Source organism: Staphylococcus sp. NWU MK-U1 (assembly GCF_033283505.1).
In the GTDB taxonomy this organism is placed as follows: domain Bacteria; phylum Bacillota; class Bacilli; order Staphylococcales; family Staphylococcaceae; genus Staphylococcus; species Staphylococcus haemolyticus.
In genome coordinates this window covers 196,780-221,316 of sequence record NZ_JAVSMG010000001.1, presented here as the reverse complement: position 1 = coordinate 221,316, position 24,537 = coordinate 196,780, and the positions used below count along the sequence as shown (strand labels likewise).

General features: G+C 32.1%; 24 protein-coding genes. 18 read left to right on the top strand and 6 right to left on the bottom strand.

Going from position 1 to position 24,537, the window contains the following annotated elements; genetic code table 11:
* Positions 1-2: 2 nt before the first annotated feature.
* Positions 3-380 carry a DUF3899 domain-containing protein gene (locus tag SBL16_RS01165; RefSeq protein ID WP_107612343.1) on the bottom strand — a complete coding sequence of 126 codons (378 nt, stop codon included), beginning with the start codon at positions 378-380 and terminating at the stop codon, positions 3-5.
* Between the two features lie 251 nt (positions 381-631).
* On the opposite strand from SBL16_RS01165, the gene opp3b reads away from it, so the two are divergent.
* The 5 genes from opp3b to SBL16_RS01140 are packed head-to-tail and all read left to right on the top strand — an operon-like array spanning position 632 to position 6,342.
* Positions 632-1,558: an oligopeptide ABC transporter permease gene (opp3b, locus tag SBL16_RS01160; RefSeq protein ID WP_037549066.1), complete on the top strand. Its 927-nt coding sequence runs from the start codon at positions 632-634 to the stop codon at positions 1,556-1,558.
* Positions 1,558-2,625 carry an oligopeptide ABC transporter permease gene (gene opp3C / locus SBL16_RS01155; protein ID WP_107613601.1) on the top strand — a complete coding sequence of 356 codons (1,068 nt, stop codon included), beginning with the start codon at positions 1,558-1,560 and terminating at the stop codon, positions 2,623-2,625. The genes opp3b and opp3C overlap by 1 nt, the downstream gene beginning before the upstream one ends.
* 17 nt (positions 2,626-2,642) lie before the next feature.
* Entirely contained in the window at positions 2,643-3,722 is a 1,080-nt protein-coding gene (locus tag SBL16_RS01150) for an ABC transporter ATP-binding protein (RefSeq protein WP_107614150.1), read from the top strand.
* Complete coding sequence (locus SBL16_RS01145; protein ID WP_107611396.1) at positions 3,715-4,656, top strand: ABC transporter ATP-binding protein; 942 nt, start codon at positions 3,715-3,717, stop codon at positions 4,654-4,656. The genes SBL16_RS01150 and SBL16_RS01145 overlap by 8 nt, the downstream gene beginning before the upstream one ends.
* 27 nt (positions 4,657-4,683) lie before the next feature.
* Positions 4,684-6,342, top strand: a complete 1,659-nt coding sequence (locus SBL16_RS01140; RefSeq protein ID WP_317952424.1) for a peptide ABC transporter substrate-binding protein — start codon at positions 4,684-4,686, stop codon at positions 6,340-6,342.
* Between the two features lie 50 nt (positions 6,343-6,392).
* Here the strand turns inward: SBL16_RS01140 and trpS are convergent, their stop codons facing one another.
* A complete protein-coding gene (gene trpS / locus SBL16_RS01135; RefSeq protein WP_011276231.1) occupies positions 6,393-7,382 on the bottom strand; it encodes a tryptophan--tRNA ligase in 990 nt (329 codons plus the stop codon).
* A gap of 288 nt (positions 7,383-7,670) precedes the next feature.
* Here trpS and spxA point away from each other — a divergent pair, with 288 nt between their 5' ends.
* The 4 genes from spxA to pepF all read left to right on the top strand — a co-directional run bounded on the left by spxA (position 7,671) and on the right by pepF (position 11,920).
* Positions 7,671-8,066: a transcriptional regulator SpxA gene (gene spxA, locus SBL16_RS01130; protein WP_011276230.1), complete on the top strand. Its 396-nt coding sequence runs from the start codon at positions 7,671-7,673 to the stop codon at positions 8,064-8,066.
* Between the two features lie 198 nt (positions 8,067-8,264).
* Entirely contained in the window at positions 8,265-8,987 is a 723-nt protein-coding gene (gene mecA / locus SBL16_RS01125; protein ID WP_107611394.1) for an adaptor protein MecA, read from the top strand.
* A gap of 205 nt (positions 8,988-9,192) precedes the next feature.
* Positions 9,193-10,047 (top strand): competence protein CoiA, encoded by an 855-nt coding sequence (locus SBL16_RS01120; RefSeq protein WP_233667474.1) that lies wholly within the window; start codon positions 9,193-9,195, stop codon positions 10,045-10,047.
* A 64-nt stretch (positions 10,048-10,111) separates the two neighbouring features.
* Entirely contained in the window at positions 10,112-11,920 is a 1,809-nt protein-coding gene (gene pepF, locus SBL16_RS01115) for an oligoendopeptidase F (RefSeq protein ID WP_107611392.1), read from the top strand.
* A 408-nt stretch (positions 11,921-12,328) separates the two neighbouring features.
* On the opposite strand, the gene yjbH is transcribed toward pepF, so the two are convergent.
* The 3 genes from yjbH to SBL16_RS01100 form a co-directional block, all read right to left on the bottom strand.
* Positions 12,329-13,126: a protease adaptor protein YjbH gene (gene yjbH / locus SBL16_RS01110; protein WP_037535471.1), complete on the bottom strand. Its 798-nt coding sequence runs from the start codon at positions 13,124-13,126 to the stop codon at positions 12,329-12,331.
* Between the two features lie 23 nt (positions 13,127-13,149).
* Positions 13,150-13,515, bottom strand: a complete 366-nt coding sequence (locus SBL16_RS01105) for a truncated hemoglobin YjbI (RefSeq protein WP_107611391.1) — start codon at positions 13,513-13,515, stop codon at positions 13,150-13,152.
* Positions 13,516-13,602: 87 nt separating this feature from the next.
* Positions 13,603-14,184, bottom strand: a complete 582-nt coding sequence (locus tag SBL16_RS01100) for a CYTH domain-containing protein (protein ID WP_107611390.1) — start codon at positions 14,182-14,184, stop codon at positions 13,603-13,605.
* Between the two features lie 244 nt (positions 14,185-14,428).
* On the opposite strand from SBL16_RS01100, the gene SBL16_RS01095 reads away from it, so the two are divergent.
* From SBL16_RS01095 to fabI, 7 genes are all read left to right on the top strand, one after another.
* Positions 14,429-14,776 (top strand): hypothetical protein, encoded by a 348-nt coding sequence (locus SBL16_RS01095; protein WP_011276223.1) that lies wholly within the window; start codon positions 14,429-14,431, stop codon positions 14,774-14,776.
* A gap of 16 nt (positions 14,777-14,792) precedes the next feature.
* Complete coding sequence (locus SBL16_RS01090; protein ID WP_011276222.1) at positions 14,793-15,422, top strand: GTP pyrophosphokinase family protein; 630 nt, start codon at positions 14,793-14,795, stop codon at positions 15,420-15,422.
* 12 nt (positions 15,423-15,434) lie between these two features.
* On the top strand, positions 15,435-16,244 hold the full coding sequence (locus tag SBL16_RS01085) for an NAD kinase (RefSeq protein ID WP_011276221.1): 810 nt from the start codon (positions 15,435-15,437) through the stop codon (positions 16,242-16,244).
* Positions 16,241-17,104 carry an RluA family pseudouridine synthase gene (locus SBL16_RS01080; protein WP_107611389.1) on the top strand — a complete coding sequence of 288 codons (864 nt, stop codon included), beginning with the start codon at positions 16,241-16,243 and terminating at the stop codon, positions 17,102-17,104. The genes SBL16_RS01085 and SBL16_RS01080 overlap by 4 nt, the downstream gene beginning before the upstream one ends.
* 21 nt (positions 17,105-17,125) lie before the next feature.
* Complete coding sequence (gene mgtE, locus SBL16_RS01075) at positions 17,126-18,511, top strand: magnesium transporter (protein ID WP_107611388.1); 1,386 nt, start codon at positions 17,126-17,128, stop codon at positions 18,509-18,511.
* A gap of 9 nt (positions 18,512-18,520) precedes the next feature.
* A complete protein-coding gene (locus SBL16_RS01070) occupies positions 18,521-20,365 on the top strand; it encodes a monovalent cation:proton antiporter family protein (protein ID WP_107611387.1) in 1,845 nt (614 codons plus the stop codon).
* Positions 20,366-20,733: 368 nt separating this feature from the next.
* Entirely contained in the window at positions 20,734-21,504 is a 771-nt protein-coding gene (gene fabI, locus SBL16_RS01065; protein ID WP_037535483.1) for an enoyl-ACP reductase FabI, read from the top strand.
* Positions 21,505-21,626: 122 nt separating this feature from the next.
* Here the strand turns inward: fabI and cozEa are convergent, their stop codons facing one another.
* Positions 21,627-22,712: a lipoteichoic acid biosynthesis protein CozEa gene (gene cozEa / locus SBL16_RS01060; protein WP_011276216.1), complete on the bottom strand. Its 1,086-nt coding sequence runs from the start codon at positions 22,710-22,712 to the stop codon at positions 21,627-21,629.
* A 287-nt stretch (positions 22,713-22,999) separates the two neighbouring features.
* Here cozEa and SBL16_RS01055 point away from each other — a divergent pair, with 287 nt between their 5' ends.
* Together SBL16_RS01055 and SBL16_RS01050 are read left to right on the top strand one after the other, a co-directional pair.
* Complete coding sequence (locus SBL16_RS01055) at positions 23,000-23,764, top strand: esterase family protein (protein ID WP_107611385.1); 765 nt, start codon at positions 23,000-23,002, stop codon at positions 23,762-23,764.
* 179 nt (positions 23,765-23,943) lie between these two features.
* Positions 23,944-24,453, top strand: a complete 510-nt coding sequence (locus tag SBL16_RS01050; RefSeq protein WP_011276214.1) for a YjcG family protein — start codon at positions 23,944-23,946, stop codon at positions 24,451-24,453.
* The last annotated feature ends 84 nt before the right edge of the window (positions 24,454-24,537 follow it).

Here is a 24,537-nt window from a genome sequence, read left to right as displayed (position 1 = left end):
ATTTAAAGTAGAAATGAAATTATTATTGTCATCACAAAGTATGCAATATTACATATTAAAGCTGGAGCAATCCATGTAGATATAAAATAATGTTCCTTTTTAACTTGTTGAGGATTTAAAAATTCATCATCCGCCATTGTTCTCTTTTTTGAACGAGACGATAGTTGATATCTTATTCTTCTAAAACCATAGCTCGTTGCATCAAAAATGCCCTCTTGAACTAATAAAATGAAAAAAATGGCGATGAATATAATAAGAGATAAATAAAAAAGTGTATTAATATATGAAATAAGAGTATGATTTGTAAATATAATCCACAGTATCATAGATAAAATGGGAGTAATTATCAACCATATCATCCAGTTCTTTAAATTCTTCATAATAAAGCCCCCAGTTGACGATTTAATTTATTGTAACTTAAATTTTATAAATTATATATTCTTATTTATAGTTAGAATAAAAAAGACTGTCAAAGTAATCCTTAAAATGTTTTTATTTAAACGCTTACTTTTTTTAATTTTGTGAAAATTATATTGCAATTATATGAAAATTATATATATAATGTTACTAAATATTTCTGAAAATTTTGAAGGGAATGTTAATTTTGAAAATTCAATAAGGGGGTTATTTAATGACGCGATATATTTTTAAACGTTTGGGATATATGTTTTTATCGCTTTTCATTATTATTACAATTACATTTTTCTTAATGAAATTAATGCCCGGTTCACCATTTAACGATGCGAAACTAAGTGCTGAGCAAAAGGCGATCCTTAATGAAAAGTATGGTTTAAATGATCCGGTTGCCATTCAATATCTTCATTATTTAAAGAATGTCGTAACTGGAGACTTTGGGTATTCATTCCAATATCATAATCAACCGGTATGGGAGCTTATAAAACCGAGATTGATTCCTTCTATGGAAATGGGTATTACAGCTATGATTATCGGGGTTATTTTAGGGTTAATCCTTGGTGTAGCAGCAGCTACTAAACAAAATACCTGGGTAGATTATACAACAACTATAATTTCAGTAATCGCAGTATCAGTACCATCATTCGTATTAGCCGTACTTTTACAATATGTGTTTGCGGTACGTTTACGTTGGTTCCCAGTAGCTGGGTGGGAAGGATTTTCAACAGCAGTCTTACCTTCACTAGCATTGTCCGCGACAGTTTTAGCAACAGTAGCAAGGTATATACGAGCAGAAATGATAGAAGTATTAAGTTCAGATTACATATTATTAGCACGTGCAAAAGGTAACTCTTCTATAAGAGTGCTATTTGGACATGCATTACGTAATGCATTAATTCCAATTATTACTATTATTGTACCAATGTTAGCAAGTATATTAACTGGTACATTGACTATTGAAAATATTTTTGGAGTACCAGGTCTTGGGGACCAATTCGTTAGATCGATTACAACGAATGATTTCCCAGTTATCATGGCTACAACAATATTATTTAGTACATTATTTATTGTTTCAATCTTTATTGTAGATATTCTTTACGGAATTATTGATCCTAGAATTCGTGTGCAAGGAGGTAAAAAATAATGACAAATGATAAATTTGAAAAGCCGTTGGATGATCATTCAAACGCGGCGATGACACATACCTCTGAAGGCATTGCAGCTTCTGATTTTGTTATTAGAGATTTAGATTTAAATAAAGAACCTGAAATGCAACGAGAAAGTAAAAATTTCTGGCAAGATGCATGGGCACAGCTAAAACGAAATAAACTTGCTGTAATAGGGATGATTGGCCTTATACTTATAATAATTTTAGCTTTAGTTGGTCCACTAATAAGTAAACATGATTATGCTGAACAAAATGTCGATTATCGAAATCTTCCAGCAAAAATTCCCGTATTAGACAAGGTTCATTTTTTACCATTTGATGGTACAGGTTCTGACGGTAAAGATGCTTATGTAAAAGTGGGAGCTAAAGAAAATTATTGGTTTGGAACAGATCAACTAGGTAGAGATTTATGGACACGTACATGGAAAGGCACTCAAATTTCTCTAGTTATTGGTATTGTGGCTGCCTTATTAGATATTTTTATCGGAGTAGTATATGGCGCTATTTCAGGATTTTTTGGTGGGCGAGTAGATGATGTAATGCAACGTATTTTGGAAATCATTGCTTCAATTCCAAACCTTATTGTAGTAATTTTATTCGTACTTATTTTTGAACCTTCTATTTGGACGATTATACTAGCCATGTCAATCACAGGTTGGTTAGGAATGAGTAGGGTTGTTCGTGGTGAATTCTTAAAATTAAAAAACCAAGAATTTGTAATGGCATCAAGAACTTTAGGCGCATCAAAATTCAACTTGATTTTCAAACATATTCTCCCTAATACATTAGGGGCTATAGTAGTAACATCTATGTTTACTGTCCCAAGTGCGATTTTCTTTGAAGCATTCTTAAGTTTCATTGGTATAGGTGTCCCTGCACCACAAACCTCATTAGGATCTTTAGTTAATGATGGTCGTGCAATGTTATTAATTCATCCACACGAGTTATTCATTCCAGCAACAATTTTAAGTTTATTAATTTTATTTTTCTATCTATTTAGTGATGGTTTACGCGATGCATTTGACCCTAAAATGCGTAAATAATAAAGGAGGCACACGTTATGTCAGAAAGAGTATTAGAAGTCAACGACTTGCATGTTTCCTTTGATATTACTGCTGGGGAAGTGCAAGCGGTTAGAGGCGTAGATTTTTATTTGAACAAAGGTGAAACGTTAGCAATAGTGGGAGAGTCTGGTTCTGGAAAATCAGTAACCACTAAAGCGATTACAAAGCTATTCCAAGGAGATGCAGGCCGTATTAAAAAAGGTTCAATTGATTTTCTTGGTGAAGATTTAGCAAATAAATCTGAGAAAGAATTAATTAAATTACGTGGAAAAGATATTTCGATGATATTCCAAGATCCAATGACATCACTCAATCCGACGATGCAAATTGGGAAACAAGTAATGGAACCTTTAATTAAACATCGTAATTATAGTAAATCTGAAGCAAAAAAACGTGCTTTAGAAATTTTAAATTTAGTTGGATTGCCTAATGCTGAAAAACGTTTCAAAGCATACCCACATCAATTCTCTGGTGGTCAAAGACAAAGAATTGTTATCGCAACAGCTTTAGCTTGTGAACCTAAAGTATTGATTGCAGATGAACCAACAACAGCATTGGATGTAACAATGCAAGCTCAAATTTTAGATTTAATGAAAGATTTGCAGAAAAAGATTGATACATCAATCATATTTATTACACATGACTTAGGTGTAGTAGCTAATATTGCAGATAGAGTAGCAGTAATGTACGGTGGACAAATGATTGAAACAGGTAATGTTGAGGAAATATTTTATGACCCTAAGCATCCTTATACATGGGGATTATTATCATCAATGCCTGATTTAACTACTAGTAATGATACAGAACTAATTGCGATTCCAGGTACACCACCTGATTTATTACATCCTCCTAAAGGAGATGCATTCGCACGTAGGAGTCAGTATGCTTTAGATATTGACTTTAAACAAGAGCCACCTTGGTTCAAAGTGTCGCCGACTCATTTTGTTAAGTCATGGTTATTAGATGAACGTGCACCTAAAGTAGAACCGCCTGAGATGGTTAAACAAAAACAACGTCATATGCCAAATAATTATGACAAACCACGTCAAGTAGAAAGGGTGTCGTTCAATGAATAATAAAGAAACTTTATTACAAATAAAAAATTTAAAACAATACTTTAACGAAGGTAAGAGAAATGAAGTTAGAGCCATTGAAGACATTTCTTTCGATATATACAAAGGAGAGACATTAGGGTTAGTTGGAGAGTCAGGATGTGGTAAATCAACTACTGGAAAAGCAATTATAAAGCTAAATGATATTACAAGTGGAGAAATTTTATATGAAGGACAGGATATTCAAAAAATTTCTAAGCGTAAAGATTTATTAAAGCTTAATAAAAAGATTCAAATGATTTTCCAAGATCCATATGCATCACTTAATCCTAGATTAAAGGTCATGGATATCGTTGCAGAAGGTATTGATATACATAAATTAGCAAGCAGTAAAAAAGACCGTAAACGACGTGTTTATGACTTACTTGAAACGGTAGGTTTAAGTAAAGAACATGCGAATAGATATCCACACGAATTTTCTGGTGGACAACGTCAACGTATCGGTATCGCGCGTGCGCTAGCAGTGGAACCGGAATTTATTATTGCGGATGAGCCTATTTCAGCTCTAGACGTATCAATACAAGCTCAGGTAGTTAATTTAATGTTAAAACTTCAGCGAGAAAGAGGAATTACCTTCTTATTTATTGCCCATGATTTATCAATGGTTAAATATATTTCTGACCGTATTGCGGTAATGCATTTTGGGAAAATTGTTGAATTAGGTTCAGCTGACGAAATTTATTATCACCCATTACATGATTATACGAAATCATTATTATCAGCGATTCCTCAACCTGACCCAGATAGTGAGAGAACACGTAAACGTGTAGCATACCAAGAAGATGAATCTAAAAATTCTGAGCGAAAACTTCAAGAAATAAGACCAGATCATTATGTTTTTGTAACTGATGAAGAAGCTGCTCAATTAAAACAAGAACATCAAACGCAAAGCGTTTAAATGCAGGGGAAGGAGGATGAATTTACTATGAAATCTTTAAAATATATAGCAACTTTATTAATAGTGATTTTAGTACTTTCAGCTTGTAGTAATAATAAAAGTTTATATTCAGATGATGGCCAAGTCTTTAGAAAAGTTATTACACAAGATATAAGTACTTTAGATACGGCATTAATTACAGATGCAGTATCAGGAGATATAGCTGGCCAAGCATTTGAAGGCCTATATTCAATTGATAAAGGCGATAAGGTTACTTTAGGTGTAGCTAAAGAAATGCCTAAAAAAAATAAAGGGGGCAAAACTTTAACAATTAATTTAAGAAAAAATGCTAAGTGGTCTAACGGTGACCCAGTAACTGCGGATGACTTTGTTTATGCATGGAGAAAAGTTGTGGACCCCAAAACAGCATCTGAATTTGCTTACATAATGAGTGATATTAAAAATGCAGATTTAGTTAATTCAGGAAAAAAACCAGTGAGTGAATTAGGAATTAAAGCACTAGATAAATATAAACTTCAAGTTGAATTAGAAAAACCTGTGCCTTATATAAATGAACTATTGGCTTTAAATACTTTTGATCCTCAAAATTCTAAAATTGCCAAAAAATATGGAGAAAAATATGGTACAAAAGCCGATAGAGCAGTTTATAATGGGCCTTTTAAAGTAATTAATTGGCAAGTGGAAGATAAAATTCAACTTGTAAAAAATGACAAGTATTGGGATAAAAAGAATGTTAAATTAGATAAAGTAAATTATAAAGTACTAAAAGATCAACAAGCTGGTGCATCATTATATGATACAGCTTCGGTTGATGATACGATCGTAACATCTGAGCAGGTTAACAAATATAAAAATAGTAAAGCATTGAACCATCGTTTAACTGCTGCTACATTCTATATTAAAATGAATGAAAAAACTGTTCCGGAATTTAAAAATAAACACTTAAGATTAGCTATTGCGCAAGCTATTAATAAAAAAGGATATGTAAAATCTGTTTTAAATGACGGTTCTTTAGCCTCAGACAATTTCACTGGTATTGGAACTGCTAAAACACCAGACGGCAAAGATTTCGCAAGTACAGTTTCATCTCCATTAAAATATGATACCAAAGAAGCAAAACAAAATTGGGAAATTGCACAAAAAGAATTAGGTAAAAAAGAATTTACTTTTACTATGAATACTCAAGACACCCCAGCAGCGAAGATTGCTGCTGAATATATAAAATCGCAGATTGAAACAAATTTACCTGGTGTTACTCTAAAAATTAAACAAATGCCATTTAAACAAAAAATAACTCTAGAGTTAGCAAATAATTATGAAACGTCATATGCAGGGTGGAGTCCTGACTATCCAGACCCAACGGCTTTCTTGGAAATAATGACAAAAGGTAATGCTCAAAATAATACTGATTGGGGTAACGAAGAATACGATAATCTTATCAAAGAAGCTAATGGTTCTTTACTACGTGAACCTGATAAGAGAAATGAAGCTTTACAAAAAGCTGAAAGTATTTTACTTCACGACGCACCAGTTGCACCTATATATCAAAAAGGTGAAGCACATTTAACTAATCCACAAGTTAAAGGGTTACAGTATCACAAAGTAGGCCCAGATACTACACTTAAGCACGTGTATATCGATAAATCTATTGATCGTGAAACAGGTAAAAAAAAGAAAAGTGAATAATAGAAATAGCCATGGGAATCATTCCCATGGCTATTTCTATTACTAATGTATTATCTTTTACGTCCCAGTCCCATGGCACGTTCCATTTTTTTCAATGTTTTGAATGACGCTTTTTGAGCTTTATCGCGACCATGATCTAGGATGTCATCTAGTTTATCTGAATTGTAAAATTCATTATATTTTTCTTGGAAGTTAATTAAGAAATCTTTGACGATTTCTGATAAGTCTGTTTTGAACTTACCGTATCCTTCATTTTCGTACTTAGCTTCTAAATCTTTAATAGACTCATTTGTTAAGCTAGAGTATATTGTTAATAAATTTGAAATACCTGGTTTGTTATCACGATCAAATTTAATAATTCCATCTGAATCTGTTACAGCACTTTTAATTTTCTTTGCTGCCACATTAGGCTCGTCTAGTAATGAAATAAAGTTTTTCTGATTATCATCACTTTTACTCATTTTCTTCGTTGGGTCTTGTAAACTCATGACGCGACCACCTACTTTAGGCATACGAATTTCTGGTTTAACCAAAATGTCATTATAACGACTATTAAAACGTTCGACTAAGTTACGTGTTAATTCCATATGTTGCTTTTGGTCTTCACCAACTGGAACAATATTAGTATTGTATATCACAATATCTGCAGCCATTAATGGTGGGTAAGTTAGTAATCCTGCTGGAATACCATCAGTACGTTTTTGAGCTTTATCTTTATATTGAGTCATACGTTCAAGTTCTCCAACACTTGAAATTGTTGTGAGCATCCAACCTGCTTGCACGTGTGCTGGTACTTCAGATTGTATAAATAAGGTAGCTTTTTCTGGGTTTATGCCAGATGCTAAATAAATAGCCGCAAGTTGACGGATTTGTTTACGTAATTTGATTTTATCTTGTGGCACAGTAATTGCATGTTGGTCGACGATGCAAAAATAACAATCATAATCATTTTGCACATCAGCAAATTGTTTTAATGCCCCAATATAATTACCGATTGTGGGTATTCCACTAGGTTGAATTCCTGAAAATAATGTCTCCATATTAGATGCCTACTTTCTTAGTTTTAATTCATATTATTTAAATTATAACAGTATTTCTTTAAAATGTAAGTTATGTTAGTATGTAGTTATACGTTAATTCTAAGCCTTTAAATTTAGGTTTTTAGAAAATTTGAGATTTCTCAGAAAAATTAGGATTTTCTCATTTAATTTTAATGTTAGTTGATTATACTAACATTGTAAGGTTAAGAGGACTAAATAAATTATCATTTCTTAATCAATAAATTCAAAAATAATGAATAATATTCATTCAATAGGAGAGTGAGATGTATGGTAACATTATTTACTTCACCAAGTTGCACATCTTGCCGTAAAGCGAAAGCATGGTTACAAGAACATGACATTCCATATACGGAGCGTAACATTTTTTCTGAACATTTAACAATTGATGAAATCAAACAAATTTTAAAAATGACTGAAGACGGTACTGACGAAATTATTTCTACTCGTTCTAAAACATACCAAAAATTAAATGTTGACATTGATTCTTTACCACTACAAGATCTTTATGCGATCATTCAAGATAATCCAGGACTATTACGTCGTCCAATTATTCTAGATGAAAAACGTTTACAGGTTGGCTATAACGAAGATGAAATCAGACGTTTCTTACCTAGAAAGGTTCGTACTTTCCAATTACAAGAAGCGCAACGTCTTGTTGATTAATTTTAAAATTTAATTGAAGATTATAATAATATGAAACAGCACTATTTTAGTGCTGTTTTTTGTAACTCAAAAAGGGAATATGTTAGTATATATAACGATTGTAAAATAGTTAAATTTAATCAAACAAATAAATTGTAATTTCCACCACGTTCTAATACAATATGGTTACTATTCATCGACTGTAAGGAGTGAGATGATATGAGAATAGAACGCGTTGATGACACAACAGTCAAATTATTTATAACTTATAGTGATATTGAAGCTAGAGGATTCAGTCGAGAAGATTTATGGACTAACCGTAAAAGAGGCGAAGAATTCTTCTGGTCAATGATGGATGAAATCAATGAAGAAGAAGACTTCGTAGTTGAAGGACCTCTTTGGATACAAGTACATGCCTTTGAAAAAGGTGTGGAAGTTACGATTTCTAAATCTAAAAATGAAGAAGCTATGAATATGTCTGATGAAGATGCAAATGAGCAATTTGAAGAACAAGTTAACGAATTACTTGCAAATACATTAGAAAATGAAGAGAGCATTGAAGATTTATTCGAACAAAGAGCACAACAACAAAAGCACTCTCATAAGTCTGAACAAAAACAAACGAAACAACGTCCGAACATAAGAACAGTTATCGTTAAATTTGATGATTTAGAGCAAGTTATTAGTTATGCATATCACCATAATTTATCAACTGATGAATTTGAAGATTTATTATATATGAATGACAATAAATATTACTATGCTATTCACTTTGATGAATCAGTCAGTCAAGAAACGATTAACGATAGTTATAGTCAGATGTTAGAGTATGCATATCCAACAGATAAAACTGAAGTATACTTAAATGATTATGCTAAGATTATTATGAGTCATAATGTAACTGCTCAAGTGAGACGTTATTTCCCAGACACAGTTGAATAATGAAAGTTTTTACCGAGGCAATGAATATTGCTTCGGTTTTTTTGTGTTGAGAAGTAAAATCACCATTTCATACGTTTAATCTTATGAGGTGAGTGAAATTTATGTTAATCGCTATAAATCAACAAGGCGAGCAAGTATATGCACATCGTGCAAAGAAACAGGACAGCTATTATTGTCCGCATTGTAGCTCACAACTATTATTAAAGTGTGGCACAAAAAAATCCCGCATTTCGCGCATAAGGTTGATAGCGTATGTTATTGTGCAAAACAAGAATCCGAACAACATTACTTTGTAAAGTGTTTTATTGCGAAAATGTTATCACAACTGCATTATCACGTTCAAATTGAACCTTATTGTCCAACTATTCAACAATACCCAGACATACTAGTGAATTCAAAATACGTAATTGAAATTCAATTTTCTAGAATAGATATTGAAGAGATCATAGAACGAACAAAGGGATTTAAACAGCTGAATATGGAAGTCATTTGGTTAATTCAAGATTGTCGATATCATAGGGGAAGGCTATATCTCAATTCATTTCAAGCACATTTTATACATCCAATAAACAGGTGTTTATATGCATGGAATCAAAAGAACAAGTGTGTTGTTTTATATAGTCAAATTCAGCATATTGGTGGCAAACAATTTATCGCAAAACAAACAGTAATTGAAATCAACGAATTAGTGAATCAGATTAGTATCATGTCTACGCCATATCAACACATTTTCAAGCTAACTAAATCTGAAATACATTATTACTTGAATCAATGTAGAAGGAAAAATTCCGTCCTTGAACCATCGTTAAGCGCAATGTACCATTTAAGATTAACAGATGAAGCTGTTTATCATAACTTCGGCTACATATTCCCTTATCAACTTTATATTGAGAATCATCCAGTTCAGTGGCAATTACAATTTAAATTATTTAATGAACAAGAGTGTGATGTACATCAGTGTTTAAAAGCCTTTCTTAAATTTAGGCAGATGTACCTTAACACTATTTCTATGGATTGTGTTGTCTCAGAACTTATTAATCATTACATTAAATATAGTTAAAACGTGCAATTCATAGGGAATAATGAGAAAATTATAACATTAGTTATTATAGGAGGTTTACTATATGAGTCAACAATTAACAAGAGAAGAGCAAGAACGTAAATATCCAAATGATACGTGGGATTTAACAACGATTTTTAAAAATGATGAAGCTTTTGAAGAAGCATTAAAAGAGGTTGAAGGTTATCTAGGTAAAGAAGAGCAATTTAAAGGGCACTTAGCAGATAGCGCTGATACATTATATGATGCGCTTGCATTAGAAGATGAAATTGGTACTAAACTAGAGAAAGTATATGTGTATGCACATTTAAAACAAGACCAAGATACTTCAAACGATAAATATACAGGATTCGAGTCACGTGCACATCAACTTATAATTAAAATTAGTTCCGCATGGAGTTTCTTAGTACCAGAAATTCTTCAAATTGATGAAGATAAACTTCAATCATTTATCGAAACTAATGACAACTTAAAACGTTATGAATTTGATTTAAAACTTATCAATGAAAAACGACCACACATTTTAGATGCCGAGCAAGAGAAATTACTTACTGAGGCTCAAGATGCACTATCTACACCAAGTAATGTGTACGGTATGTTTAGTAATGCAGATTTAGAATTTGAAGATGCAGTAGATAAAAATGGTGAAAAACATCCATTAACACAAGGAACTTTTATCAAATATTTAGAATCTGATGATCGCGAGTTACGTCAATCAGCATATAATAATTTATATAAAGCTTACGGTGCTTATAATAATACTCTAGGTTCAACATTAGCAGGGGAAGTTAAGAAGAATGTCTTTAATGCTCGAACACATAACTATAAAACAGCTCGTGAGCGTGCGTTAAGTAATAATCATATACCAGAAGAAGTCTATGATAATTTAGTGAAAACTGTGCATAAATATTTACCATTACTGCACAGATACACAAAACTAAGAAAAGAATTATTAGCTGTTGATGAGCTGAAAATGTACGATTTATATACGCCAATGGTTAAGGACGTTAAATTTGAAATGCCTTATGAAGAAGCAAAAGAATGGATGTTAAAAGCGTTAGAACCTATGGGTGAAGAGTACCTTGATGTAGTAAAAGAAGGTTTGAATAATCGATGGGTCGACGTTTATGAAAATAAAGGTAAACGATCAGGTGCTTACTCATCTGGTGCACATTTAACTAATCCATTCATTTTATTAAATTGGTCAGATACTGTATCTGATTTATATACGCTTATCCACGAATTTGGTCATTCAGCACATAGTTATTTCAGTCGTAAACATCAACCATCTAATTCTAGTGATTATTCAATCTTTGTTGCTGAAGTTGCATCAACTTGTAATGAGGCATTACTAAGTGATTACATGGATAAACATTTAGACGATGAACGTCGTTTATTATTATTAAATCAAGAACTTGAAAGATTCAGAGCGACTTTATTCCGTCAGACTATGTTCGCAGAATTCGAACATAAAATTCATCAAATTGAAGAAGCAGGCGAACCATTAACTGCAACACGTATGAATGATGAATATGCTAAATTGAATAAACAATACTTTGGTGATGTTGTTGAAACAGATGACAATATTAGCAAAGAATGGTCAAGAATCCCTCATTTCTATATGAATTACTATGTATATCAATATGCTACTGGATATAGTGCAGCTCAAAGTTTAAGTCATCAAATTTTAACTGAGGGTAAACCTGCAGTTGAAAGATATATTAATGAATTCCTGAAAAAAGGAAGTTCTAATTATCCAATTGAGATTCTGAAAAATGCCGGTGTGGATATGACTTCACCAGAACCTATTGAGCAGGCTTGTGAGGTCTTTGAACAAAAATTAGATGCTTTTGAAAAACTTATGAAAGCTTAGAATGACTGTATCCGTTTACAATATGTTAAGTTTGTGACAATTTTAAAATAAGGGGTCTTTAATATTGAAACACCTATGTTAGCGTGTTATATTATGAACATGAAATTAATCACATAACAAACATACCCCTTTGTTTGAAGTGAAAAATTTCTCCCATCCCCTTTGTTTAGCGTCGTGTAATCAGACACGGCGTTTTTTTTATACTCTTTTTTAATAACTACCACTATCAATTAATTCCCCATTGTAGATAAATTTTTCATTGTACTTCGACGCCACTACTATACATTGCAATTGATTTATATAACAATAATAGAAACAGAGTCGTTCAACCTTAAATTGATGTGTACACAAAAATAAGCCACCCAATGCATGAATATAATCATCATTGAATGGCTATTGTTAGCTATCCTATATTCTAGGCATTTTTGATTGCCAAAAATCTCCTTCAGGATATTGAAGTTTTTCTACTTTTTGTTGTAACGCCAATTTCTTAAGTTCTTTTGTCATTAACTTTTCGGGCCACTCATATATGGTCAATAGTTCTTCCATAGTAACGAGTTGTTTCTTTTGAATATAATGCTCAATTTTGGGTGGAAGATTTTTTTCAATTGGCGTACCCATTAATTCATTAATAATATATGTGTAAATGTGATATGGATATAATCCTTCTACTTTCAGGCCTTCCTCATGAACATCTTCACTGAAGAATACGAGTGAAGGTGCTTGCTCAATTTCCATTTCTCGAGCAATGTGTAAATCTATTTTTAAACTTTCGGTTAATTTGCTTTTTTGTAAATCTTCTTTGAATTCATTGTAATCTAAACCTGCATTAATGATGCAGTCACAAATCATTTCTTCCGTAATAATATCCTTCTTAGGAATAATTTCATTTTGCATTAAATGGATGAAACGTTCCGCTCTTAAACGACCTTGTAATTCAGCCGCTTTATAAGCTAAGGCGATATTATCAAAATCAGATGTACTTTGCGCTTGGCACTTAGTAAGTACTTTCAATGAAGGGTTTAGAATATGTCTGATACGGATATATTGATTATATTCAATTCTTAATTTAGAAATAATCGCTGATAATTTAAAGCAATCTGTATTAAATGGATCAAAAAATGAATAAATTTCAATTTTATTTACAGGTGACAGATTAGCATCTTCACGACTTCTATTGTCTACAATTTTTAGTTCTTCAGCCATGTTTTACTCACCTTCAATTATATTTAGGAATTTACCATGTGGTTAGCGGTTAGACGTAAACGTTCATATAAATAGTCTCCAACATCAGCTGGAAACTGTGCTTCGGTTATTGCAGTATGCATATTTTCTAACCATGCATCTCTTTCATAAGTTGTAATTTTAAATTCCATATGTCTCTTTTTTAACATCGGATGTCCATGTTCTTCAGTATATAGGTTCGGTCCACCTAGAAATTGAGTGAGAAATTGCTTTTGTTTTCTACTCGTTTCGGCAAAATCCCCAGGGAACAAATGATTGATTCTGTCATCTTTCTCAACTAGAGCATAGAAATGATCAATCATATTATAAAGTGCTGTTTCACCTATAATATCGTATGGCGTTTTAGACATAATATCACCAATTTCCGTTAATATATTACTAATATAACATGAATTTTTACATTTAAAAGTAATTTGACTTTTTACAGCGACGTACTGCTACTTGTCAATTTGATTCTTATAGTCAAAGAAACGTTGAACTTTATTGTTAGGTACGGTGTGCTCAAGATTAAATTCTTCTAATAAACTATGAAATTTTTTCAAACCATTGTTATAGTCAGTAACTTCAAATTCTAACTCATAATCAACTTTGTCGAAATAATCACTTCGATCTAATACTAACAATTCATTTTTATAGTTTGTTTCTAAACGAGCTGTTCTCAATGCGCCTAATATAGTTAATTCGTTGTCATTAATACCGTATGATTCGACAATTTCTCGTATATCTTCTGGTAGTGAGTTATTAGATATTACATCACCTGTTTTAGGTATATGTTTAACCATATGATTATATTCCATTAAACCTACGTCGGCGGGCACTTTTAAGGTCATTTCATATGTGTCGTTTTTAACTCGGATTCGTAATGCGGATTTATGATCGCGCAATGTGAAGTTAGGAGTATCAATATAGTAGTTTATTTGAATAAAAGGTTCTTTATCTTCAAAAAAAGTATATTTAAATTTATCGTATACATCTTTACTTAGTAATTGTTTGAATTCTATTTCATTATTCGTCGCCATAATTGCACCTCTAAATCCATTTATTGTAATTCATTATGACTGAGTTATATAAATATTTAAAGTAATTGTATATGAATGAAAAGTTAAATCTGAGTACTTAAGTATAGTTTATAAAATGATTTGATTTGTCATGACATAATGAGCTTCATTCAATAGTGGATAGACGAGTAAGAAGTGCATTTCAAACGTGTGTTATACAGTTAAATTATGTTAAACTAATAAAGAATAATAAGGAGGAACAAGCATGCGTATTTATGTAAATGAAATTAAAATTAAAGATGATGGCATTTATTGCTACTCAGAAGATCCAACTGATGGATTAGTAGAAGTAGGGCAAATGCTTGTTGATAGTGATAATTACGGATTTGCCTACTTATTAGATGACGGACAATCATATGATTACTTGATTTTCGTTCAAGAAACATGGTCCATGTTGCATGAGAATAGAGGCAAGAAACTAATAGTAAACGATGACTTGGTTTTAGAACATTTTCAAGAGGAATTAGATTACATACTTGAGAATGTTGAAGGAAATAATAACTATGGTAAGGAGTTTGTTTCAGCTGTTGAAGAAACTTTTGACCTAAAGTGAAGCGGAGTGAAACAATATGAATCAATGGGATCAATTTTTAACACCATATAAACAAGCCGTTGATGAATTAAAGGTAAAATTAAAAGGTTTGCGTAAGCAATATGAAGTTGGAGAAGATGCTTCACCCATTGAATTCGTTACTGGTCGAGTAAAACCAATTACGAGTATTATTGATAAGGCGAATAAAAGGGGTATACCGTTTGATAGACTACGTGAAGAGATGTACGACATTGCTGGTCTTAGAATGATGTGTCAATTTGTGGACGATATCGATGTGGTTGTTAATATGCTTAGACAACGACAAGATTTCAAAGTGATTGAGGAACGTGACTACATCAATAACACAAAACAAAGTGGTTATCGTTCATATCATGTGATTATTGAATATCCAATTGAAACATTAAACGGTCAGAAAGCCATTTTAGCGGAAATACAAATACGAACATTAGCAATGAATTTCTGGGCTACAATTGAACATACATTAAGATATAAATATGACGGGGATTATCCAGCGGAAATTCAGCATCGTCTTGAGCGTGCAGCTGAAGCGGCATATCTTCTAGATGAAGAGATGTCTGAGATTAAAGATGAAATTCAAGAAGCACAGAAATATTATTCTCAAAAACGTGCAAAAAAACATGACTAATGAGGTGTGGGGATGCGTTATACTATCTTGTCTAAAGGTGATTCAAAATCCAATGCATTAAAGCATAAAATGATAAATCATATGAAAGATTTCCACATGGTAGAAGATGCCGTTAATCCAGAAATTGTTATTTCGGTAGGTGGAGATGGAACTTTATTACAAGCCTTTCATCAATACAGCCACATGCTTTCTCAAGTGGCATTTGTAGGTGTACATACAGGACATTTAGGTTTTTATGCTGATTGGTTACCTCATGAAGTTGAGAAATTAATTATTGAAATTAATAACTCTGAATTTCAAGTCATTGAATATCCATTATTAGAAATTATTGTCAGATACAATGATAATGGTTATGAAACACGTTATTTAGCTTTAAATGAAGCAACAATGAAAACGGAAAATGGTTCAACACTTGTAGTTGATGTGGGCATTCGTGGTAAGCAATTTGAACGTTTTAGAGGTGACGGTTTATGTATTTCAACCCCTTCAGGTTCAACTGCTTATAATAAGGCATTAGGTGGAGCACTAATACATCCCTCACTTGAAGCTATGCAGATTGCAGAAATAGCCTCTATCAATAATAGAGTATTTAGAACAGTGGGTTCACCACTTGTTTTGCCAAAGCATCATACATGTTTAATCACACCTGTTAATCACGATACCATTTTAACAACAATTGATCATGTTAGTTTAAAACATAAAAATGTCAATGGTATTCAGTTTAGAGTGGCTAATGAGAAAGTGCGTTTTGCTAGATTTAGACCTTTCCCATTTTGGAAAAGAGTACATGATTCATTCATTGAAAGTGAAGATGGACGATGAAATTTGAATATGTGATACAGCATAATGAAATGCTTAAGTCTTTTTTGCAGCGTCACCAATATTCTAAAAAGACAATTAGCGCCATTAAACATAATGGCGCTTTAATTATTAATAACAGTCATGTAACTGTCAGAAAAATGATGATGCCAGGTGATGAGTTAACTATTGCGTTACCAGATGAAACACCTAGTTCATATTTGATTCCATCACGTAATCCAATTGAAATATTGTATGAAGATGATTATTTAATTATTGTGTCAAAACCAAACTATTTAAATAGCACTCCGTCAAGAGAACATCCGCATGATAGTTTGATAGAACGTGTACTTTATTATTTAAATGTTGGTCAGTTAATCGATACATCGATCGTACCGCATATTGTTACACGTTTAGACCGTAACACTAGAGGCATTGTAATATTTGCTAAGCATGGGCATATCCATCATTTAATGACGACGAGTGCAATAGATAAAAGGTATATGTGTGTATGTTATGGTCAAATGCAATTGAGTGGTGTTATAGAAGAACCGATTGCTAGAGATAGCCAGAGTATTATTACTAGGAAAATTGATGCTTCAGGAAAATACGCAAAGACTTCATATGAAACAGTAATGACCAAACCTGAAGCGAGTTTATGTGAAATTAAATTACATACTGGAAGAACGCATCAAATACGCGTTCATTTTAATTATGTAGGACATCCTCTTGTTGGTGATGATTTATATGAAGGAAGTCATCCTGAAATTCATACGCAATCTTTACAATGTTATAAAGTGACATTCATACATCCAATTTATAATAGAGAAATTGAGATAGAGATAGATTATAAATGGCTACAAAACATTTTTGCAGAATTATAATAAGATTTGGAGGTGTTGACGTTGTCATTAGAAACAGAAAATAATGACTATAATACTGACGAAGTGTATAACCAAAATTTGTTAGATAATCTATTAAAACAAGACGATATAGATCGTTTTAGAGAAGAATTTCTAGCAATGCACGAGTATGAACAAAGTGAATATTTTGAAGACACTACAAATGAAAATAGACAAAAGATATTTGAATTTTTATCACCTCAAGAAGTAGGGGAATTCTTTGAACAATTAGAAATAGATGATGAAGCATATGAAGACCTTTTTGATACGATGAATGCACATTATGCTAGTAAAGTTTTAGAAGAGATGTCTTCTGATAATGCTGTAGATATATTAAATGAACTTTCGAAACCGAAAGTAGCTAGTTTGCTAACGTTAATGAACCGTGACGATGCTAATGAAATTAAGCATCTATTGCATTATGAAGAAGATACAGCCGGCGGTATCATGACGACGGAATATATCTCATTAGATGTCAATACTCCGGTTAAAGAAGCATTAATGTTAGTAAAAGAACAAGCACCAGATGCCGAAACGATTTATGTTATTTTTGCCATTAATACCGATGGACAATTAGTTGGAGTATTATCTTTAAGAGATTTAATTGTAGCTGAAAATGATGCATATATAGAGGATATCATGAGTGAGCGTGTGATTAGCGTTAATGTAGCAGATGACCAAGAAGATGTAGCTCAAAAAATGAGAGATTATGACTTTATTGCAATGCCAGTAATTGATTATCAACAACATTTACTTGGTATTATTACAATTGATGATATTCTAGATGTTATGGATGAAGAGGCTAGTGAAGACTACTCTCGTTTAGCTGGGGTATCTGATATTGACTCAACAAATGATTCTGTTGTGAAAACTGCTACTAAACGATTACCTTGGCTTATCATTCTTACATTTTTAGGAATGATTACCGCTACTATATTAGGTAGTTTTGAGGCAACATTATCACAAGTTGCATTATTAGCTGCATTTATACCTATTATTAGTGGTATGTCCGGAAATTCTGGTACACAATCACTTGCGGTGTCTGTACGTAATATCTCTACTGGGGAAATTGATGAACAAAGTAAATTTAAGGTTGCATTAAGAGAAGCGGGAAGTGGCTTGCTTTCAGGATTAGTTTGTGCCACTGTTTTATTTATTATCATCGTTGTTATATATAGACAACCATTTTTAGCACTAATAGTTGGAGGCAGTCTTACTATTGCAATGACGGTTGGTACGTTAGTTGGTTCTATGATTCCATTATTTATGAATAAACTGAATATTGATCCAGCCGTAGCCAGCGGACCATTTATTACAACAATTAATGATATTGTAAGTATGTTAATTTACTTTGGTTTAGCAACAACATTCATGTCATATTTAACATAGGGGGACAAAATGGAGTTCTTTTCACTAGTCATTGTAGTTCTAGCAGCATTTTTTACACCAATTATTATAAATAGACTGAACATCAATTTTTTACCAGTGGTTGTAGCCGAAATCATCATGGGTATTATTATTGGACAGTCTTTCTTAAATCTAGTACATAAAGATAGTATGCTTAATATATTATCAACGTTGGGCTTTATCTTTTTAATGTTTTTAAGTGGTTTAGAGATTGACTTTAGCACTTTTAAAAAAGATAAGAGAAATCGACAAGGTACGAACAAACATGAAAAAGATGTACCAAGCCATCTTAATTTAGCACTAACCGTATTCGCATTTATTATGATTATATCAGTAATATTAGCTTACGCGTTTAAATGGTTAGGACTCGTAGATGATGTGTTATTAATGATAATTATCATATCAACGATATCACTAGGTGTCGTAGTGCCTACTTTAAAAGAAATGAATATAATGCGTACAACTATCGGTCAATTTATATTATTAGTAGCCGTATTGGCTGACCTAGTAACGATGGTACTGTTAACTATTTACGGTGGTATCAATGGTAGTGGTAATGGTTCAGTTTGGCTTTCAGCAATTTTACTTGTATTTACTGCTATTTTCTATATATTAGGCGTTTTATTTAAGCGTATGAAATTTTTACATCGCTTAATTGGTGGTACTACACAAATAGGCATAAGAGCAATCTTTGCATTAATTATTCTTTTAGTTGCACTTGCAGAGGGTGTAGGCGCTGAATATATACTAGGCGCATTCTTAGCTGGTGTGGTTGTATCCTTGCTGAAACCAGATGAAGAATTAGTGCATACACTTGATTCATTTGGATACGGGTTCTTTATTCCAATCTTCTTTATCATGGTTGGTGTTGATTTAAATATTCCGTCATTAATTAAAGAACCATCATTATTATTAATTATTCCGGTGCTTATTCTAGCTTTTATTATTTCAAAATTAATTCCAGTTTTCTTTATTAGACGTTGGTTTGATAATAAGACAACGATAGCATCAGCATTTTTACTTACTTCAACATTATCATTGGTTATAGCATCTGCTAAAATTGCAGAGCAATTAAATACAATATCATCTGAAATGTCAGGCATTTTGATTTTAAGTGCAATCATTACGTGTGTGTTTGTACCGATTATTTTCAAGAAAATGTTTCCAATTCCAGATGAGGCTAATCGTAAAATTGATATTGCATTAATTGGCAAGAATCAATTGACGATTCCAATTGTGCAGAACTTGTCACCACACTTATATAATGTGACATTATATTATCGCAAAGATTTAGGAGATAAGCGTAATTTATCTGACCATATAACTGTTGTAGAAATAGCGAATTATGAAGAACAACTCCTAGAAAGATTAGGGTTATTCAATCAAGACATCGTAGTTTGTTCTGCTAATGATGATAGTCTTAACCGTGATGTGGCAAAATTAGCCAAAGCACATGATGTTAAACGCGTAATTTGTCGACTTGAAAATAGTAACGAAGATGAAGAAATGAAAGGTGAAGGTATTGAAGTATTCAGTAATTTCATTAGTAATAAAATCTTCCTACAAGGCTTAATTGAAACACCAAATATGTTAAACATTTTAAGCAATGTTGAAACATCATTGTATGAAATTGAAATGTTAAATCATCAATATGAAAATATTCAACTACGTAATTTCCCATTTGGCGGAGATATTATCTTCGTTCGAATTATTCGTAATAATGAATCAATCGTGCCTCATGGTGATACACAACTTAGATATAAAGATAGACTTATCGTAACGGGTTCAAAAGAATACGTAGATGAATTAAAATCAGATCTAGAATTTTATTATTGATTTAGAAAAAATTAAAAACAGGCGTCAGGGGTGGGACAGAATTCTTTTTAAATTCATGGTCCCACCCCAATTTGCTTATCTTATAGAATTTCTTTATAAAAATCTTTTTTGCTAGGGCCCCGCTCGAAAGGATGTCTATAACTGAGAATACGCAATTTTTTGGCGCTCTCTCAGTTCATTTAGCTTCTGCGAATTTGAAAAATAGCATTATGATATTATTTATGTACCAGGCTTTCATATATGACCAGGTAATAATATTGCTTTATCATTATGAAGCAAAAATGGTAAAATAATAACGTTAGATTAGTCTACATTGTTTGTACAGTGAGATTAAGATATAAAAAACGATGATTAAGGAGTTATTTCGAATGATTAATCTTGAAAATAAAACCTTCGTAATTATGGGTATTGCTAATAAACGTAGTATCGGATTTGGCGTTGCAAAGGTATTAGATCAATTAGGGGCTAAACTTGTATTCACATATCGTAAAGACCGTAGCCGCAAAGAGTTAGAAAAATTATTAGAACAATTAAACCAAGAAGATCCAAAATTATATCAAATCGATGTTCAAAAAGATGAAGATGTAGTAAATGGTTTCGCTAAAATTGGAGAAGAAGTAGGCAATATTGATGGCGTATATCACTCTATCGCATTTGCAAATATTGAAGACTTACGTGGACGTTTCTCTGAAACATCACGTGAAGGTTTCTTACTTGCGCAAGATATCAGTTCATATTCATTAACAATTGTTGCGCACGAAGCGAAGAAAATAATGCCAAACGGTGGTAGTATTGTTGCAACAACATACCTTGGTGGTGAATTTGCCGTTCAAAACTATAATGTAATGGGTGTAGCTAAAGCAAGTTTAGAAGCTAATGTTAAATATTTAGCTTATGATTTAGGCCCGGACAACATTCGAGTAAATGCTATTTCTGCTGGACCAATTCGTACATTAAGTGCTAAAGGTGTTGGTGGTTTCAACACAATCCTTAAAGAGATTGAAGAACGTGCACCATTAAGACGAAACGTGGATCAAGAAGAAGTAGGTAAAACAGCTGCTTACTTATTGAGTGATTTCTCAAGTGGCGTAACTGGTGAGAATATCCATGTAGATAGTGGTTTCCACGCAATAAAATAATAAATTAATTCAATTACTTGGTGTGTATAGCACCAAGTTTTTTTATGTTTACAAAAAGAAGTGAACTTGAATTCATTGTAAATTCAAGTTCACTCCTGAAAGTTTTTTAAATTTATATCAATCTAGTCTTTAACGTCGCTATTAGCTTTATCAATGATGCGTTGACGATATTTAAAGACATTGCTTGCAATAGTCTTAAGTACTGCATAGAGTGGTACGGCAATTAAAATAAGTGTGAAACCACCTAAATCTCCTGCGGCTAAAATAACAACAATTATTGTAAGTGGGTGAATACTTAAAGATTTACCCATAACATTTGGTGTAATCACATTACCTTCAAGTTGTTGAGCGATTAATGTAACAACACAAACCCAAATAAATGTAGTAGGACTATCTATGATACCGAGCACAGCTGCAGGTGCAAATGATAACCATGGTCCTAAGAAAGGTATTAAGTTAGCTACACCAGCAAATAGTACTAATAAAGGTGTATATGGTAAACCAATTATGGTATAACCAATATATAAAATGACCCCTAAAATAACACTTACAGTCACTTGGCCTTGAATGTATGATTTTAATGTGAAGTTTAAATCTTTCATTAAGTCGACTACAAATACTTTACGTTCTCCCTTGAAAAATTTAGCAAGAGCAGGAATGAATTTTTCATGATCTTTTAACATGTATATTAAGAAGAACGGTACCATGATAAGTAAGAAGACAGTTGAAATAAATGACGTTAAGTATGTAAATGAATTAGCCAAAATTCCAGTCATACTATCACCAATTGATTTTACAGCAGAATTAATTCTATCTGTTACATCACTTGGAAGTTTATCCATTTGCGTAAGTGAGAAGTTAACAATATGCTCAGCTTCTTTTTGCAGTGATGGTGTTGCTTTGATTAAACTATTCACGTTAGAGATAATAATTGGTGCTATAAATGCGACTACGATAGCAATAATAGCAATTAAGCCAATAAAAATTGTAGTGATACTTGCCCAACGAGGGAAACCCCACTTTTCAAGAATACTTTGGAAAGGTAAGCAGATATAGAATAAAAATCCGCTAATCATAAATGGAAGAAATACAGAACCGATAATGGTTACAATAGGTGCAAAAACACTTTGTACTTCCATAAACAATTTAATTAGCACGAACAAGATAACTAGGGCAATTCCTGTTCGGAACCAAACTTTGTTAAGCATAAGCTTACGTCCTCCTATTTTCATTTGTTCATTATTTAATTAGTATATATCAATTAAGACGCGTTAAAAAGGGAAATTTTAACTTCTAAAGAGATACACTGAGATTAATGGAGTTCATATTTAATAATGTAATTAATAAATAAAGAGCCATATTTTGAAAAAAGTGTTATAACTATGTATAAATTACCAAATTTCGTAAGTATGAAACATTAGATTTTTATCAGAGATTTAAAAGTCATCATTATCTTGATACAATAAGTATATTCTATTTAGGGGGCGTCAATGTCATGTCGAATTTTAAAGCAGGCAAAATTAATAAACATATATTACATAGTAATATCTTAGAAAGAGATGTTACATTATCAGTATATTTGCCTGAAGATTACTCTGAATTATTTAAGTATCAAGTCATTATATGTTTTGACGGGTTAGATTTTTTAAAATTTGGAAGACTTCAACGTGAATATGAACGGTTGAGAAGAGAAGATGAAATTCAACGAGCCATTATAGTTGGATTTCATTATGAAGATGTTGATAAACGTAGAGAAGAATTTCATCCACAGGGTACTAGAAGTAATAAAACCGTACAAGCTGTTGGTAAAGAGTTGCTACCATTTATTGATAAGACGTTTCCAACTTATAAAGTAGGTAATGCCAGAATTTTAATTGGAGATAGTCTTGCTGGTAGTATAGCACTTTTAACCGCCTTGACTTACCCAACTATTTTTAGTCAAGTAGCAATGCTTAGCCCGCATTCAGATGAAACTGTAATAGATAAATTTAATAAGTGTATTCAATATAGTGAATTGTCTATTTGGCACGCTATTGGTTTAGAAGAAGAAGATTTTGCTTTGCCAACAACTGGAGAACGTGCAAACTTTTTAACACCAAATAGAGATTTAGCAACAGTCATTAAAGACAAAGAGCTCACATATCATTATTTAGAATTTGAGGGTGGACATAACTGGAAATCTTGGAAACCTCTATTATCAGACATACTTAAATATTATTTAAGCGATGAAGTAATTACACAAGAGTCAAATGAGGTTTAATTACTTGTATTTTTAATAGGATCATCAATGCCAAGATTTAATTGAGATCATTTAATGTACAATACTACGAAATAAAATATTTAGATATTGTAAACCTTTTCAAAAAATTCTGCTAACTAATAACGTAATATATAGAATTTTGCTATAATAGTAATATGTTAAACAAAGGAGGAATTTCAATGAATATAGGATTAGCATTAATTCCGTCAAAATCATTTCAAGATGAAGTGAATGGTTATCGTAAACGTTATGATACTGAGTATGCACGTATCATGCCTCATATTACGATCAAATCACACTTTGAAATCAATGATGATGAATTAGATTCAGTAAAAGAAGAAGTTAAAAAAAGATTAGAAGGTTTCGGACCTGTAGATGTTCATGCTACAAAAGCTTCAAGCTTTAAACCAACTAACAATGTAATTTATTTTAAAGTTGCTAAAACTGATGAATTAGAACAACTTTTCAATTTATTTAATACTGAAGATTTTCATGGTGAAGCTGAGCATCCATTCGTGCCACACTTTACGATTGCTCAAGGTTTAACAAGCCAAGAATTCGAGGATATATTTGGTCAAGTAGAATTAGTAGGGGTAGACCTTAAAGAAAAAATTGAAGAACTTTCATTATTACGCTATGACGAAGAAGAGGATAAATGGAAAGTGATTGATACTTTCAAGTTAGCGTAAAATTAAATAATATGTAAAATAAAAATCTAGCTAATGTACAGTGTATGATGTACATTAACTAGATTTTTAGTATTTTATCTACTT

Coding starts and splice junctions, on each gene's coding strand:
- SBL16_RS01165 (WP_107612343.1), bottom strand. CDS start 380: ATGAAGAATTTAAAGAACTGGATGATATGGTTGATAATTACTCCCATT.
- opp3b (WP_037549066.1), top strand. CDS start 632: ATGACGCGATATATTTTTAAACGTTTGGGATATATGTTTTTATCGCTT.
- opp3C (WP_107613601.1), top strand. CDS start 1,558: ATGACAAATGATAAATTTGAAAAGCCGTTGGATGATCATTCAAACGCG.
- SBL16_RS01150 (WP_107614150.1), top strand. CDS start 2,643: ATGTCAGAAAGAGTATTAGAAGTCAACGACTTGCATGTTTCCTTTGAT.
- SBL16_RS01145 (WP_107611396.1), top strand. CDS start 3,715: ATGAATAATAAAGAAACTTTATTACAAATAAAAAATTTAAAACAATAC.
- SBL16_RS01140 (WP_317952424.1), top strand. CDS start 4,684: ATGAAATCTTTAAAATATATAGCAACTTTATTAATAGTGATTTTAGTA.
- trpS (WP_011276231.1), bottom strand. CDS start 7,382: ATGGAGACATTATTTTCAGGAATTCAACCTAGTGGAATACCCACAATC.
- spxA (WP_011276230.1), top strand. CDS start 7,671: ATGGTAACATTATTTACTTCACCAAGTTGCACATCTTGCCGTAAAGCG.
- mecA (WP_107611394.1), top strand. CDS start 8,265: ATGAGAATAGAACGCGTTGATGACACAACAGTCAAATTATTTATAACT.
- pepF (WP_107611392.1), top strand. CDS start 10,112: ATGAGTCAACAATTAACAAGAGAAGAGCAAGAACGTAAATATCCAAAT.
- yjbH (WP_037535471.1), bottom strand. CDS start 13,126: ATGGCTGAAGAACTAAAAATTGTAGACAATAGAAGTCGTGAAGATGCT.
- SBL16_RS01105 (WP_107611391.1), bottom strand. CDS start 13,515: ATGTCTAAAACGCCATACGATATTATAGGTGAAACAGCACTTTATAAT.
- SBL16_RS01100 (WP_107611390.1), bottom strand. CDS start 14,184: ATGGCGACGAATAATGAAATAGAATTCAAACAATTACTAAGTAAAGAT.
- SBL16_RS01095 (WP_011276223.1), top strand. CDS start 14,429: ATGCGTATTTATGTAAATGAAATTAAAATTAAAGATGATGGCATTTAT.
- SBL16_RS01090 (WP_011276222.1), top strand. CDS start 14,793: ATGAATCAATGGGATCAATTTTTAACACCATATAAACAAGCCGTTGAT.
- SBL16_RS01085 (WP_011276221.1), top strand. CDS start 15,435: ATGCGTTATACTATCTTGTCTAAAGGTGATTCAAAATCCAATGCATTA.
- SBL16_RS01080 (WP_107611389.1), top strand. CDS start 16,241: ATGAAATTTGAATATGTGATACAGCATAATGAAATGCTTAAGTCTTTT.
- SBL16_RS01070 (WP_107611387.1), top strand. CDS start 18,521: ATGGAGTTCTTTTCACTAGTCATTGTAGTTCTAGCAGCATTTTTTACA.
- fabI (WP_037535483.1), top strand. CDS start 20,734: ATGATTAATCTTGAAAATAAAACCTTCGTAATTATGGGTATTGCTAAT.
- cozEa (WP_011276216.1), bottom strand. CDS start 22,712: ATGCTTAACAAAGTTTGGTTCCGAACAGGAATTGCCCTAGTTATCTTG.
- SBL16_RS01055 (WP_107611385.1), top strand. CDS start 23,000: ATGTCGAATTTTAAAGCAGGCAAAATTAATAAACATATATTACATAGT.
- SBL16_RS01050 (WP_011276214.1), top strand. CDS start 23,944: ATGAATATAGGATTAGCATTAATTCCGTCAAAATCATTTCAAGATGAA.